Origin of the sequence: Microbacterium flavescens, assembly GCF_018588945.1 — a bacterium.
Classification (GTDB): domain Bacteria; phylum Actinomycetota; class Actinomycetes; order Actinomycetales; family Microbacteriaceae; genus Microbacterium; species Microbacterium flavescens.
On the sequence record NZ_JAFIWA010000003.1, the window covers coordinates 425117 to 439065 of the forward strand.

General features: G+C 70.6%; 14 protein-coding genes. 4 read left to right on the top strand and 10 right to left on the bottom strand.

Going from position 1 to position 13949, the window contains the following annotated elements; genetic code table 11:
- Positions 1-4: 4 nt before the first annotated feature.
- Together JX005_RS08965 and JX005_RS08970 are read right to left on the bottom strand one after the other, a co-directional pair.
- Positions 5-1993, bottom strand: a complete 1989-nt coding sequence (locus JX005_RS08965; protein WP_214467131.1) for an ATP-binding protein — start codon at positions 1991-1993, stop codon at positions 5-7.
- Positions 1994-2013: 20 nt separating this feature from the next.
- A complete protein-coding gene (locus JX005_RS08970) occupies positions 2014-3618 on the bottom strand; it encodes a carboxyl transferase domain-containing protein (RefSeq protein WP_214467132.1) in 1605 nt (534 codons plus the stop codon).
- A gap of 104 nt (positions 3619-3722) precedes the next feature.
- Here JX005_RS08970 and JX005_RS08975 point away from each other — a divergent pair, with 104 nt between their 5' ends.
- The gene (locus tag JX005_RS08975) at positions 3723-4319 is read left to right on the top strand and encodes an SACE_7040 family transcriptional regulator (RefSeq protein ID WP_214467133.1); all 597 of its coding nucleotides are present in this window, start codon (positions 3723-3725) and stop codon (positions 4317-4319) included.
- Between the two features lie 53 nt (positions 4320-4372).
- Here the strand turns inward: JX005_RS08975 and JX005_RS08980 are convergent, their stop codons facing one another.
- From JX005_RS08980 to pdhA, 3 genes are read right to left on the bottom strand one after another with little or no spacing between them, the layout of a single operon-like run.
- Positions 4373-5743, bottom strand: coding sequence for a dihydrolipoamide acetyltransferase family protein (locus JX005_RS08980; RefSeq protein ID WP_214467134.1), 1371 nt, complete (start codon positions 5741-5743; stop codon positions 4373-4375).
- Positions 5740-6801: an alpha-ketoacid dehydrogenase subunit beta gene (locus JX005_RS08985; protein WP_246533705.1), complete on the bottom strand. Its 1062-nt coding sequence runs from the start codon at positions 6799-6801 to the stop codon at positions 5740-5742. The genes JX005_RS08980 and JX005_RS08985 overlap by 4 nt, the downstream gene beginning before the upstream one ends.
- The gene (gene pdhA / locus JX005_RS08990) at positions 6798-7934 is read right to left on the bottom strand and encodes a pyruvate dehydrogenase (acetyl-transferring) E1 component subunit alpha (RefSeq protein ID WP_214467135.1); all 1137 of its coding nucleotides are present in this window, start codon (positions 7932-7934) and stop codon (positions 6798-6800) included. Before pdhA ends, JX005_RS08985 begins: the two co-directional genes overlap by 4 nt.
- Before the next feature lie 168 nt (positions 7935-8102).
- Here pdhA and JX005_RS08995 point away from each other — a divergent pair, with 168 nt between their 5' ends.
- A complete protein-coding gene (locus tag JX005_RS08995; protein ID WP_214467136.1) occupies positions 8103-8576 on the top strand; it encodes an Lrp/AsnC family transcriptional regulator in 474 nt (157 codons plus the stop codon).
- 10 nt (positions 8577-8586) lie between these two features.
- On the opposite strand, the gene JX005_RS09000 is transcribed toward JX005_RS08995, so the two are convergent.
- Positions 8587-9588, bottom strand: coding sequence for an EamA family transporter (locus tag JX005_RS09000; protein WP_214467137.1), 1002 nt, complete (start codon positions 9586-9588; stop codon positions 8587-8589).
- A 74-nt stretch (positions 9589-9662) separates the two neighbouring features.
- Between JX005_RS09000 and JX005_RS09005 the strand changes: the two genes are divergently transcribed.
- Positions 9663-10217, top strand: coding sequence for a CGNR zinc finger domain-containing protein (locus JX005_RS09005; RefSeq protein WP_214467138.1), 555 nt, complete (start codon positions 9663-9665; stop codon positions 10215-10217).
- Here JX005_RS09005 and JX005_RS09010 read toward each other — a convergent pair.
- Positions 10177-11076 (bottom strand): alpha/beta fold hydrolase, encoded by a 900-nt coding sequence (locus tag JX005_RS09010; RefSeq protein WP_214467139.1) that lies wholly within the window; start codon positions 11074-11076, stop codon positions 10177-10179. The two genes, JX005_RS09005 and JX005_RS09010, sit on opposite strands and share 41 nt — an antisense overlap.
- A gap of 75 nt (positions 11077-11151) precedes the next feature.
- Between JX005_RS09010 and JX005_RS09015 the strand changes: the two genes are divergently transcribed.
- Positions 11152-11883 (top strand): 3'-5' exonuclease, encoded by a 732-nt coding sequence (locus JX005_RS09015; RefSeq protein WP_214467140.1) that lies wholly within the window; start codon positions 11152-11154, stop codon positions 11881-11883.
- A gap of 63 nt (positions 11884-11946) precedes the next feature.
- Here JX005_RS09015 and JX005_RS09020 read toward each other — a convergent pair whose 3' ends face one another.
- The 3 genes from JX005_RS09020 to glgA all read right to left on the bottom strand — a co-directional run.
- Positions 11947-12198: a type B 50S ribosomal protein L31 gene (locus JX005_RS09020; RefSeq protein WP_106813808.1), complete on the bottom strand. Its 252-nt coding sequence runs from the start codon at positions 12196-12198 to the stop codon at positions 11947-11949.
- 123 nt (positions 12199-12321) lie between these two features.
- Positions 12322-13107, bottom strand: coding sequence for an ABC transporter ATP-binding protein (locus JX005_RS09025; RefSeq protein WP_214467141.1), 786 nt, complete (start codon positions 13105-13107; stop codon positions 12322-12324).
- Between the two features lie 10 nt (positions 13108-13117).
- Positions 13118-13949: glycogen synthase (glgA, locus tag JX005_RS09030; RefSeq protein WP_214467142.1), on the bottom strand; the 832-nt coding region annotated here is incomplete at its 5' end.

A 13949-nucleotide genomic window follows, 5' to 3' on the forward strand; every position in this document is an offset into this window, starting at 1 on the left:
GTGTTCAGGAGCGGGTGTCGGGTTCTGCGGTCGAGACGTGGGCGAGCACCTGGTCACGGCGCACCTGGTCGCCGACGGCGACGTCCAGGCGCACGGTCCCCGCGTGGGGCGCGACGACGGGATGCTCCATCTTCATGGCCTCGATCGTGACGATGCGGTCGCCGGCGGCGACGGTCGTGCCGTCCGTGACGTGCACCGCGGCGACGGCGCCGGGCATCGGTGCGCGCAGCTCGGGATCGGTCGCGGCCGCGTCACGGTCACGTGCGGCGAGGCGCTTCGCCATGGCGTCGCGGCGCGTAAGCGGGCGCACGCGGTGGGTGGCGCCGTCGGCGTGCACCCAGGTCCAGCCGTCAGCGTCGACGGCGGCCGTGGCGTCGCCGTCCGCGAGGGCGTTGCCCAGCGGCATCGCGCCGCGCAGGCGCGATCCGGCGGACACGGCGGGTCCGGCATCCGGCGCGGCGACGAGAACGACGTCGTGCTCCGTCTCGACGGCCACGGTGCGCGTGGCCGCGGAAGCTCCGGCGCGCCAGCCGGAGGGGGCCAGCCAGAGCGGGCTGGCCGCCGGGCGCCGTCCGTCGGGCTGGTGGGGGTTCTGGCTCATCGCCACGGCCGCGCCCAGGGCGAGCGCGCTGGGCTCGGACGCGGTGAACGGCGGCATCCGGTCGATGAGGCCCGTGTCCATCCGCGCTGTGCGCACGTCGTCGTCAGCGAGCAGCTCGCGCAGGAATCCGATGTTGCTGTCGACGCCGAGCAGAACGGTGCGGGCGAGGGCCTCGTCGAGACGCCGCAGCGCATGCTCGCGATCAGCGCCGTGGGCGATCACCTTGGCGATCATCGGGTCGTAGTCGGAGGTGACGACGCTGCCGGACTCGACTGCGGCATCCGTCCGCACGTCTTCGGCAGGGCGCCACACCAGCACCTCGCCGGTCGCGGGCAGGAAGCCGCGCTCCGGGCTCTCGGCGTACACGCGGGCTTCGATGGCGTGGCCGTCGAGGCGCACATCGGCCTGCGCGAGTGCGAGGGGCTCCCCCGCCGCGACGCGCAGCTGCTGCTCGACGAGATCGATGCCCGTCACGAGCTCGGTCACCGGATGCTCGACCTGAAGCCGGGTGTTCATCTCGATGAAGAAGAACTCGTCGGGACGATCGCCGGCCACGAGGAACTCGACCGTGCCCGCGCCGACGTAGTCGACGCTCGCGGCGGCGGAGCAGGCGGCGGCTCCGAGTCGTTCGCGGGTCGCGGCGTCCACCACCGGCGACGGCGCCTCCTCGATGACCTTCTGGTGCCGTCGCTGCAACGTGCATTCGCGCTCACCGAGATGGATCACGCCGCCGTGCGCGTCCGCGAGGACCTGCACCTCGATGTGACGCGGGCGCTCGATCAGCCGTTCGAGCAGCAGGCTGTCGTCGCCGAACGCGGCGGCCGCGACCCGCCGCGCGGTCGACAGCGCGTCGGAGAGGTCGGCGGCCGATCGCACCACCTGCATTCCCTTGCCTCCGCCACCGGCGGACGGCTTGACCAGCAGGGGGTAGCCGGTCTCCGCGGCCGCTTCGGCGATCTCGGCATCGGTCATCCCGATCGCGCTGAAGCCGGGGACGGTCGGCACACCGTGCCCGGTCACGTGTTCCTTGGCCCGGATCTTGTCGCCCATCACTTCGAGCGCGCGCTCCCCCGGACCGATGAAGACGATCCCGGCCTCCGCGCAGGCGCGCGCGAACTCGGCGTTCTCGGAGAGGAAGCCGTAGCCCGGATGCACGGCCTCTGCCCCGCTCTCGCGTGCGGCGGCGATCACCGCGTCGATGTCCAGATAAGAAGCGGATGCCGCGGCCGGCCCGATGCGGACGGCGACGTCGGCCTCCCGCACGTGGGGGGCTCCGGCGTCGGCGTCGCTGTAGACGGCGACCGAGCGGATGCCCAGCCGGCCGAGGGTGCGGATCACACGCCGTGCGATCTCGCCGCGATTTGCGACGAGGACGGTGGTGAATGGAGGCATGTGCGTATCGGTCACGGGGATCACATCCGGAAGACGCCGAAGCGCGGTTCGGGCAGCGGGGTGCGCGAGACGACGTCCAGCGCGAGTCCGAGCAGGTCGCGGGTGTCGAGCGGGTCGACGACGCCGTCGTCCCACAGACGGGCCGTCGCGTAGTACGGGCTTCCCTGCTCTTCGTACTGCGCCCGGATCGGCGCCTCGAACTCGGACTGGTCGGCGGCCGACCACTCCTCGCCGCGCGCCTCGAGCTGATCGCGCTTGACCGTCGAGAGGACCGAGGCTGCCTGCGGGCCGCCCATCACCGAGATGCGGCTCGCGGGCCAGGTCCACAGGAAGCGGGGCGAGTAGGCACGTCCGCACATGGAGTAGTTGCCGGCGCCGAACGACCCGCCGATGACGACGGTGAGCTTGGGAACGCGCGTGGTGGCGACAGCGGTGACCATCTTGGCGCCGTCCTTCGCGATTCCGCCGGCCTCGGCATCCCGCCCGACCATGAAGCCCGAGATGTTCTGCAGGAACAGCAGGGGCGTGCCCCGCTGGTCGCACAGCTCGATGAAGTGGGCGCCCTTCTGCGCCGACTCGCCGAAGAGCACGCCGTTGTTGGCGACGATGCCGACGGGGTGGCCATGGATGCGAGCGAACCCGGTGACGAGCGTCTCGCCGTACTCGCGTTTGAACTCGTGGAACTGGCTCGCGTCGACCAGCCGGGCGATGACCTCGCGGACGTCGTAGGGCTGGTTGACGTCGACGGGAACGACCCCGTACAGGTCATCCGGGTCGACGGCGGGCGGCACGCTCGGCATGACGTCCCACGCGGGCTCGGCCGGAAGCGGCAGCGTGGCGACGATGTCGCGGACGATCTCCAGCGCGTGCTCGTCGTCCTCCGCGAGATGGTCGACGACGCCCGAGCGCTTCGCGTGCAGCTCGCCGCCGCCCAGCTCCTCGGCGGTGACGACCTCCCCGATGGCCGCCTTCACCAGCGGCGGGCCGCCGAGGAAGATCGTGCCCTGGTTGCGGACGATGACCGTCTCATCGCTCATGGCCGGCACGTAGGCTCCGCCGGCCGTGCACGAGCCGAGGACGGCCGCGATCTGCGGGATGCCGGCGGCCGACAGCCTGGCCTGGTTGAAGAAGATGCGGCCGAAATGATCGCGGTCAGGGAAGACCTCATCCTGCTTCGGCAGGAATGCGCCGCCGGAGTCCACGAGGTACACGCACGGCAGGCGGTTCTCGAAGGCGATCTCCTGCGCTCGGAGGTGCTTCTTGACGGTCATCGGATAGTAGGTGCCGCCCTTGACGGTGGCGTCGTTGCAGACGACCATCACCTGGCGGCCGTGCACCAGGCCGATGCCGGCGATGACGCCGGCTGCGGGTGCGTCGCCGTCGTAGAGTCCGTCGGCGGCGAGCGGGGCCACCTCGATGAAGGGGCTCCCCTCGTCGAGGAGGCGGCTGACACGATCACGCGGCAGCAGCTTGCCCCGCGACACATGGCGGGCGCGCGACGCCTCGGGTCCGCCGAGCGCCACCGCGGCCAGGCGTTCGCGCAGCCGGGCGGCGAGCGTGGCCTGTGCCTCGCGTGTGCGGGCGAAGCTCTCGTCGTGGACGACCGCGGTGGTCAGCGCACTCATGTCATCTCCGTCGACGTCACGATCACGTCACGTTCGTTGATCGGACGCGACGCAATTGGTTAGTGTTCACTAACTGGAGTCTAGGTTAGCGAGGATTAACTGAGATGACAAGCGGTGTCACCGAGCGCGACCGCGCGAAAGCAGACCGTCAGGCGTCGATCCTGCACGAGGCCGCGCGGCTCTTCGCGGAACGCGGCTTCAGCGGCGTGAGCCTCGAGGATCTCGGCGGGGCGGTCGGCGTGAGCGGTCCCGCTCTCTATCGCCACTTCGCCAACAAGCAGGCGCTGCTCGGCGCCATCCTGATCGGCGTGAGCGAACGCCTGCTCGCCGGCGGTCGCCGCGTGATCGCGGCCGGCGGGTCTCCCCTGGCCCAGCTCGAAGCGATCATCGCGTTCCACGTGGACTTCGCCCTGAGCGACGCCGACGTGATCCGGGTGCAGGACCGCGATCTCGCGAGCCTCGCCGACGATGATCGTCACACCGTCCGCCGGCTGCAGCGCGAATACGTCGAGGCGTGGATCGGCATCCTGTCGGCCCTCCACCCCGACCGTGCCGAGGCCGACCTGCGCGTGCGCGCGCACGCGTGCTTCGGTCTCATCAACTCGACGCCGCACAGCGTCCGTGCGCTGCGCGCCCAGCCCGACGCAGGTGCCGTCCGCGGCATCCTCGAGTCCATGGCGCTGGCGGCACTCACCGCCTGACAACGACAAGGGCCGAGCGGATGCCTCCGCCCGGCCCTTTCGTCTGAACCAGGTCAGCGCAGCAGCATGGCGCGACCCGGTTCGCGCAGCACGTCGGCCACCTCGACCATGAACTTCGACCCCTGCTCGCCGTCGACCAGGCGGTGGTCGAACGACAGCGCGAGCGTCATGACGTCGCGCAGTGCGATCTCGCCGCGGTGCTCCCACGGCTGACGGCGCACGGCGCCGAGCGCGAGGATGCCGGCTTCTCCCGGGTTGAGGATGGGTGTGCCCGCGTCGACGCCGAAGACGCCGACATTGGTGATCGAGAACGTTCCGCCCATCATGTCGGCCGGCGGCGTCTTGCCGGAGCGCGCCGTCTCGGCAAGGGTGCGGATCGAGTCCGCCAGCTCGACGAGCGTGAGGTCCTGCGCGTCGCGGATGTTCGGCACCACGAGGCCCCGGCCGGTGGCCGCCGCGATCCCGAGGTTGACGTAGTGGTGCTGCACGATCTCGCCGGCGGCGTCGTCCCAGCGGGAGTTGAGCTCGGGGTGACGGGCGAGGGCGAGGCACACGGCCTTCGCGGCGACCGCCATCACGCCGATCTTGTGCTCCTGGAGACCTCGGTCCGCCTTGAGCGACGCGATGAGCTCGGTGGTCGCCGTGATGTCGACGGTGAGGAACGTCGTGACGTGCGGGGCGGTGAAGGCGCTGCGCACCATCGCCTCGGCGGTGTGCTTGCGCACTCCCCTGATCGGCGTGCGCGTGGTGCGCTCCCCCCTCGGTGCGGCGATGCGCAGCTCGGGCTGGAACTCGGGCTCCGGCGCGGGCGCCGAGCTGACCGGCGTCGCCCCCACGCGCTCGGCGTAGGCCTCGACATCCGCTCGCGTGATGATCCCGCTCGCTCCGGTGGCCTCCACCAGCGCCAGGTCGACGCCCAGCTGCTTCGCGAACAGGCGGACCGGGGGCGTCGAGCGGGGCCGCTCGAGCGGCCGTTCGTCGGCGACCTGGATCGCGTCGTGGGGCGCAGCCTCCAGAACGGCGGTGTCGGATGTCGCGGGGCGGCCGGCCGCGGCGCGCGAACGCCGCTGGGGCCGCGCGCTGCCGCGAGGCGCCGCGCCGTAGCCGACGAGGTTGGGTTCCGCCTTCGCGGGCTCGTCGCTCTGCTTCTCCTCGGTCGCCGGGGGTGTCCCGGGTGCGCTGTCGCCTCCGAGGTCGAACGAGATGAGCACCGAGCCCACCTCGACGACGTCGCCGGCGGCGGCGTGGAGCTTCGTGATCCTGCCCGCGTGGGGCGACGGCAGTTCGACGACGGCCTTGGCCGTCTCGACCTCTGCGATGGTCTGATTGAGGGTGACGGTGTCGCCTTCGGCGACGAGCCACGCCACGATCTCGGCTTCGGGGAGTCCTTCGCCGAGGTCGGGGAGCCGGAAGTCCTCGATCACAGCACGCCTCCCGTCATGGTCGATCCGCGACCGCCGTCGGACGTGCCGAGCTCCTCGAACGCGCTGAGGCTGTTCGGACGGTCCATCACGCGATCGACGGCATCGAGGATGCGGTCGAGGTCGGGGATGAAGTGCTTCTCGAGCTTCGCAGGCGGATACGGGATGTCGTGCCCTGTGACGCGCTGCGGGGCGGCTTCGAGGTAGTTGAAGCACCGCTCGGTCACGCTGGCGATCAGCTCCGCTCCGACGCCGGCCTCGCGGGCGGCCTCGTGCGTGACGACGACGCGGCCGGTCTTGCGGACCGAGGCCGTCACCGTGCGGTAGTCGACCGGAGAGATCGAGCGCAGGTCGATGACCTCGATCGACACGCCGTCGTCCTCGGCCGCGGTCGCGGCATCCATCGCCGTCGCCACCTGCGAGCCGTAGGTGAGCAGCGTGACGTCGCTGCCCTCGCGCACGACGCGCGCCAGGCCCATCGGCGGGGCGTCGGCGAGGTCGACGTCGAGGTCGACCTCCCCCTTGGAGTGGTACAGCTTCTTGGGCTCGAAGTACACGACCGGGTCGTTCGACGCGATGGCCTGACGCAGCATGACGTACGCGTCCTGCGGATTGGAGACCGCGATGACACGCAGGCCCGACGTGTGCACGAAGTACGCCTCGGGCGACTCCGAGTGGTGCTCGGCGGCGCCCACGCCGCCCGCCCACGGGATGCGGATGGTGATCGGCATCCGCACGTTGCCGCGGGTGCGGTAGTGGAGCTTGGCCACCTGGCACACGATCTGGTCGAAGGCGGGGTAGACGAACCCGTCGAACTGGATCTCGACGACCGGGCGGTAGCCGCGCATCGCGAGGCCCACGGCGGTGCCCATGATGCCCGACTCGGCCAGCGGCGTGTCGACCACACGCTGAGCGCCGAACTCGTCCTGGAGTCCGTCGGTGATGCGGAACACGCCGCCGAGCTTTCCGATGTCCTCGCCCATGACGAGCACCTTCGGGTCGTCGGCCATCGCGCGACGGAGACCTTCGTTGATGGCCTTGGCCATGGTGAGCCGCGTCATCGCGCCGCCCCCTCGTCCTCGGCCGCGAAGCCGTCGAGGTAGGCGCCGAACCACTCGCGCTGCTCTTCGAGGCCCGAGTGCGGTTCTGCGTACACGTTGTCGAGCACGGTGATCGCGTCGCGGGTCACCGCGCCCTGCGCGGCGGCGCGCACCTCGGCGGCCAGTGCGTCGGCATCCGCGGCGACGGCCGCGGCGAAGTCGTCGCCGAACTCGCCCTGGGCGCGCAGGAGCGCCTCGATGCGCGCGAGCGGGTCGCGGCCCTTCCAGCGCTCGACCTCCTCCTTGTCGCGGTAGCGGGTCGGGTCGTCGGAGGTCGTGTGCGGCCCGATGCGGTACGTCACCGCCTCGATGAACGCGGGACCGTTGCCCTTGCGCGCGTTGTCGACCGCCCACCGCATCGCGGCGAGGCAGGCGAGAACGTCGTTGCCGTCGACACGCATGCTCGGGATGCCGAAGCCCGGCGCGCGGCCGGCGATCGGGAACTTCGCCTGGACGGTGACGGGCTCGGAGATCGCCCACTGGTTGTTGCTGCACACGAACACGACCGGGGCGCCGTAGGAGGCGGCGAACACCATCGCCTCGTTGACGTCGCCCTGGCTGGAAGCGCCGTCGCCGAAGTAGGCCGCGGCGACCTGGTCGGTTCCATCGCGCTGGATGCCCATCGCGTAGCCCACCGCATGCAGCGACTGGGCTCCGATGATGATCTGCGGCGACGCCGTGTTGATGTCGTAGGGGTTGTAGGTCGAGTGCTCCTCGCCGCGCCAGGCGAGAACGTAGTCGGCGGGCTTCGCACCGCGTGCGAAGACCACGCCGGTCTCGCGGTAGCTCGGGAACGCGAAGTCGTCGGCGCGGAGGGCGCGGGCGGTGCCGATCTGCGTGGCCTCCTGGCCCTGGCACGGCGGCCACAGCGCGAGCTGGCCCTGACGCTGCAGGGCGATGCCCTCGCTGTCGATGCGCCGCAGCAGCACCATGTCGCGGTAGAGCGCGCGCAGGGCGGCGGCATCCACATCCGCGACCCAGCGGTCCAGCTCCGGATCGGCGATGCGCTCGCCGTCGGGGGTCACCAGCCGAGCGACGTCTTCGGTGTCGGTCGCCAGTTCGGCGGTCGGGTTCAGTGTGTGCGTCATCGCCATCACTCCTCGGTGCAACCCTCCCTCGTGAGGAGGGGGCGTCGTGGTCGACCGGCAGCTTCGCCGGCTAGCCCGAGAATACGTCGGCATCGCACCTCGCTCAAGCAACTGCGCTCTGCTTGAGCATGTTGACAACTAACCCCGGGTCAAACCGTGCTAACGTTTCGCACTATGAGTGCCCTCGATCATGTCGACCTGGAGCTCCTCGCCGCCCTCTCGGCCGACCCGCGAGCCACCGTCGTCGCGCTCGCCGAACGACTCGGACTCTCCCGCAACACGGTCCAGGCGCGCATGGCCCGACTCGAGCGCTCCGGCGTGTTCCTGTCGTACGAGCGGGCGATCTCCTCATCGTCGCTCGGGTATCCGATCGAGGCCTTCATCAGCGTCATCGTGCGGCAGGCCGACCTCCCGCGGATCACCGCGGAACTCGCGCGAGTCCCCGAGATCGTGCAGGCGCACGGCCTCTCGGGGCAGGTCGACCTGCTCGTCCGCGTGGCGTGCCGCGACACCCAGCACCTCTTCGACACCGACGCGCGCATCCTGGCGATCGAGGGCGTCGAGCGCACCGAGACATCGCTGGTCATGGGCGAGGTGATCCCCCATCGCGTGATGCCGCTCATGGAGCTCGCGCGCCGCGAGCCGTAGACGCGTTCGATCAGGGCATGGTGACGGATGCCGCGACCGGCGCCGCCGGTGCGGCCAGCGCTCGGCGCAGGTCGTCGACCTTCACCAGGATCACGCCGGCCAGGATGAGCGCTCCGCCGGCGAATTGGATCGGCGCGGGCACCTCGGCTAGGAAGACCCACGCGAACCCGAGGGCGAACAGCACCTCCGACAGGCCGACGAACGAGGCCACGCGCGAGCCGATGCGGGGCACCGCCATCACGCCGAGGGCGTAGCCGAGCGTCGTGGCGATGCCGGCGACCCACAGCAGCGGGACGAACCACGGCACGGCGACGCCGGCCAGTTCGACGGTCACCTGCGGCGCCTCGAACGGCATCGCGCCCGTGAGGCACAGCACCGCCATGATCGCGGCGCCGACGAGCAGCCCGCTCGCGGCGAGGGCGAGCGGAGGCAGATCGTCGCCGGCGCGCTCCGAGATCACGAAGTAGGCGCACACGCACACGGCCGCCGCGAGGGCGAAGAGCGTGCCGAGGAGATCGAAGGACGCGCCCGAGATGTCGACGACGAGGACGAGTCCGGTGACCGCGACCGCCGATCCCCACAGCACCAGCCCGGACGGCGCCTTTCGGGTGCGCAGCCAGACGAAGCCGACCAGCATGACCGGAGCGAGGTACTGGATCAGCAGAGCGACGGCCACCGGCATCCGCTGCATCGCCGAGAAGAAGAAGAGCTGGCACCCCAGCACCGGCATCAGGCCGAACCCGAGGATCAGCCGCCAGTGCCGTCGCAGGAAGCGCGGGTTGCGCCGGATCGCGAGGAACACTGCCGGGGAGAGGATCAGCCCGGCCACTCCCATCCGTACGAGCAGGGCCGCGCCGAGCGACCAGCCGCTTTCGAGCAGAGGCTTGATGAACGGCCCGCTCGAGGAGAAGGCGAGCGCGGACGCGACGGCCATCAGCAGGCCGGTGGTGCGCAGTCGAGCGGATGCGGCGACCGGTGTGATCACCGGAAGGCACGCGGTCGAAACGGTCATGGGCGGCATCCGACTGTCAGGAGCGAACTGTGCTTACACTGGTGACGGTATCGGAGAGGATGTCAGGAGTCAACATGGTTTTCATCCATGACACGAAGCGGACGCTCATGATGGTCGTCGACCTCGTCAACACGCTCCCCGGCTATGACGGCGACGACGCCCTGCAGACGACCGACGACCTGCGTGCATTCCTCGTCGCCAATCCGTACTCGGGATCGATCCGGCTCGACGAGGCAGAGGTCGCCGCGGTTCGCGACGTGCGCTCACGGCTGCGTGATCTGTGGGACGTGGACCGCGCCGGCGCGGTGCCCCTGGTCAACGCGATGCTCGCAGACGGCCGGGCCCTCCCCCGGCTCGTCATCCACGACGAGTACGACTGGCACATCCACGCCACGTCCGACGACTCGCCTCTCGCCACCCGCATGCTGGTCGAGTCGGCGATGGCCTTCGTCGACGTCATCCGCTCCGACGAGTACGGCCGCATCCGCGTGTGCGCAGCCGACGACTGCGACGCGGTCTACATCGACTACTCGAAGAACGGCTCCAAGCGATACTGCGACACCGGCAACTGCGGCAACCGCATGAACGTCATCGCATACCGGGCCCGGAAGGCGCAAGAAACCGCGTGATGGCGGTCGCGGCGGCCGCGGGCGTCTCGTAGTGGATCAGGTGACCGACGTCGTCGATCTCGACGAGCTCGGCATCGGGGAAGAGCGTCGCGAGATGCCGCTCCGCCTCGATCGGCGTGATGTCGTCGCGCACCGCTGCCACCAGCAGCGTCGGCTGCGCGATGCGCGGCGCGAACTCCCGGACGTCGTGCGACACCGAGGCGACGAAGGCGTCGTGCAGCACGTCGCGGTCGGCGAAGCGCGAGAAGTAGGTGTCGTGCTGGTCGTGGATGAAGCGCCGGAGAGCGGCATCCTTCGTCTTCGCCATCGACTCGCTCATGACGCGCACGATGAGCCCATTCCTCAGCAGCGCGTCGCCGACGCGCTGGGGAAGGCGGGCGCCCGCCCAGTAGTAGAGCACCGCGAGTCGCGTCAGGAGTCCGCGGGGTCCCTCGAGCGCGGGCGCGCCGATCGGGTTGACGAGGATCACCCGTGGGGTGGTGAGGCCCGCCGCGACGGCCGCGGACACGACGATCGAGCCGAACGAGTGGCCCAGGATGACGGCACCCGGAGCCACGGCGGCAGCGAACTCGCGAAGCCAGGCCGCGTAGGCGTCGATGTCGTGGCGCACACCGGGCAGCGGCGGCGTCTCGCCGAAGCCGGGGAGATCGGGTGAGATGACCCGCACCTCGGGCAGGTGCGCGACGACAGGCTCGAGGCCGTGGTGCTCGCCGCGGAAGCCGTGGACGGCGATCACCGTGGTGCCGGCGTCCTCCGGCCCGTAGACCCAGAACGCCGTCGTGCCGCCGAGGATCGGCACCTCGCGCCGCTCGACGGGGATCGCGTCGAGCAGCGGTGCGTACGGGTTCGGGGAGGCCACCCCCCGAGTCTACGAGGACGGCCTCGCCGGAGCGCCTCGGACGCCGTGTCGGACCGGGCGCATACCGTGTGAGGCATGGAACGCCGGCAGCCCGAGACCCTGTCGCTCTTCGACACTCCCGAGTGGCTGCGCGTGGTCGGCGTGTTCGACCTCGAGACGACGGGGGTCGACGTCACGAGCGACCGGATCGTGACCGCCCACGTCGGCGTGCTCGACGCCTCCGGGTCGGTCATGAGCGCCCGGGACTGGCTCGCCGATCCCGGCGTCGAGATCCCCGAAGGCGCCACCGCGGTGCACGGCATCACGACGGCGCACGCCCGCGCGCACGGACGCCCCGCCGCCGACGTGGTCGGTGAGGTGGTCGCCGCCGTCCGAGGGCTGCTCGATGCCGGCATCCCGGTCGTCGCCTACAACGCGCCGTACGACTTCTCGCTGCTCAAGCACGAGTCCGTGCGTCACGGCGTCGACCCCATCGTCTCGCCGTCGCCCGTGATCGATCCCCTCGTGGTCGACAAGGCCTACGACCGCTGGCGTCGCGGCAAGAGAACGCTGTCGGTCGTCGCGGAGCACTACGCCGTGAGGCTCGACGGCGCCCACGACGCCTGTGCCGACGCCGTCGCCGCCGGCCGCGTCGCCCAGGCCCTGGCGGAGCGATTCGCACCGTGGCTCCCCGACACCGTGCACGAGCTGCACACCCGGCAGATCGCCTGGGCGCGCGCCCAGGCCGCGAGCCTCACCGACTACTTCGTGCAGATCGGGCGCATCGAGCCCGAGGAGCGCCTCGACGGCAGCTGGCCGATCAGGTGACGCCCCGGGCGCGCCCGGGAACGGCGAAGGCCCCGCCGAAGCGGGGCCTTGCACGTGGGCTGCTTACTTGGAGCCGAAGTTCTTGAAGCGCTGGTTGAACTTCTCGACACGACCGGCCGAGTCCATGATGCGCTGCTTGCCCGTGTAGAACGGGTGCGACGCCGACGAGATCTCGACGTCGATGACGGGGTACTCGACGCCGTCGAGCTCGATCGTCTTGTCGCTGGTCACCGTCGAGCGGGTGAGGAAGGTCTCGCCCGAGCCGAGGTCGCGGAACACGACCGCCTGGTAGTCGGGGTGGATGTCAGTCTTCATGGGAAGTCCTTTGAAAGTGATGCCCTGGATTTTGCCAGGACGGACAAAGTCTGAGGTGCGAGCGCACCAAAGAGCGATTCTATCAGCCTCCGGGCTCAGACGCGGAATCGAGCCCGACCGGCCTCAGTGCGCTGCGCGGGCGGCGTAGCGTCCGTCGTGCTCGGTGAGGTCGATGGGCACGCCGAAGGTGTCGGTGAGGTTCTCGGCGGTGAGGGTCTCCGCCACCGGACCCGCGGCCACGGCCTGGCCGTCGCGGAGCAGCAGCACGTGCGTGAAGCCGACCGGGATCTCCTCGACGTGGTGCGTCACCATGATCATCGCCGGCGTGGTCGGCGCCTGCGCGTAGCCGCCCAGGAGCGACAGGAGCTCCTCGCGGGCACCGAGGTCGAGGCTCGCGGTGGGCTCGTCGAGGAGCAGCAGCTCGGGGTCGGTCATGACCGCCCGCGCGATCTGCACACGCTTCTGCTCGCCGTCACTCAGCGTGCCGAAGGTGCGATCGGCCAGGTGGTCGAGCTTCCACTCGGCGAGCACGCGCAGCGCGCGCCGCTCGTCGATGTCCTCGTAGTCCTCGCGCCAGCGGCCGAGCACGGAGTAGGCCGCGGTCAGGACGACGTTGATGACCGACTCCTCCGGCGGCACGCGGCGCGCCATGGCGGAGGAGGCGAAGCCGATCCGCGGACGCAGCTCGAAGACGTCGGTGCGGCCGAGCCGCTCCCCCAGGATCGAGACCACGCCCGATGTCGGGTGCATCAGCGTGTCGGCCAGCTGGAGAACCGTCGTCTTGCCCGCGCCGTTGGGGCCGAGGATGACCCAGCGCTGGTCATCGCTGACGGTCCAATCGAGGTGGTCGACGATGTCCCTGGCGTTCCTGCGGACGACGACGTCGGAGAATTCGAGCACCTGCGGCATGTCGTCCAGCCTATCGGCCGCCGGCGGCGACCTCCGCGTACAGGGCCGCCGTCTGCTCGGCGATGCTGCCCCAGCTGAAGTCCTCGGTGGCCCGGATCCTCCCCGCCGCTCCGTACGCGCGTGCCCGCTCGGGATCGCTGACGACCTCCGTGAGCACGCGCGCCAGGTCGCCCACGAACCGCTCCGGATCCGTCGGCGTACCGGTCCCGTCCTGCGCCTGGTCGATCGGCACGAGTCGCCCGGTGACGCCGTCGACGACCACCTCGGGGATGCCGCCGGTCGCGGTGCCGACGACGGCCGCGCCGCACGCCATCGCCTCGAGGTTCACGATGCCGAGCGGCTCGTACACGGAGGGGCAGACGAACGTCGTCGCGGCCGAGAGGATCGTGCACAGCTCGTGGCGCGACAGCATCCGATCGATCCACACGACTCCATCGCGGGTCTCCTGCAGGCCGCGCACCAGCTCTTCCACCTCTGCCATGATCTGCGGCGTGTCGGGAGCGCCCGCACACAGCACGACCTGCACGTCGGCCGGAAGCCGCTCCGCGGCGCGCAGGAAGTACGGCAGTCCCTTCTGGCGCGTGATGCGGCCGACGAACACGACGGACGGCTTGGTCGCGTCGACGCCCAGACGGGCGAGCATCTCGGGATCGTCGACGGGATGCCACGACTCGACGTCGATGCCGTTGTAGATCACGCGGACCTTGCCCGGGTCGAGCGAGGGGTAGCTGCGCAGGATGTCCTGCCGCATTCCGTCGCTGACCGCCACGATGGCGGCAGCGCCCTCGTACGCCGTCTGCTCGATCCAGCTCGAGACCGCGTAGCCGCCGCCGAGCTGCTCC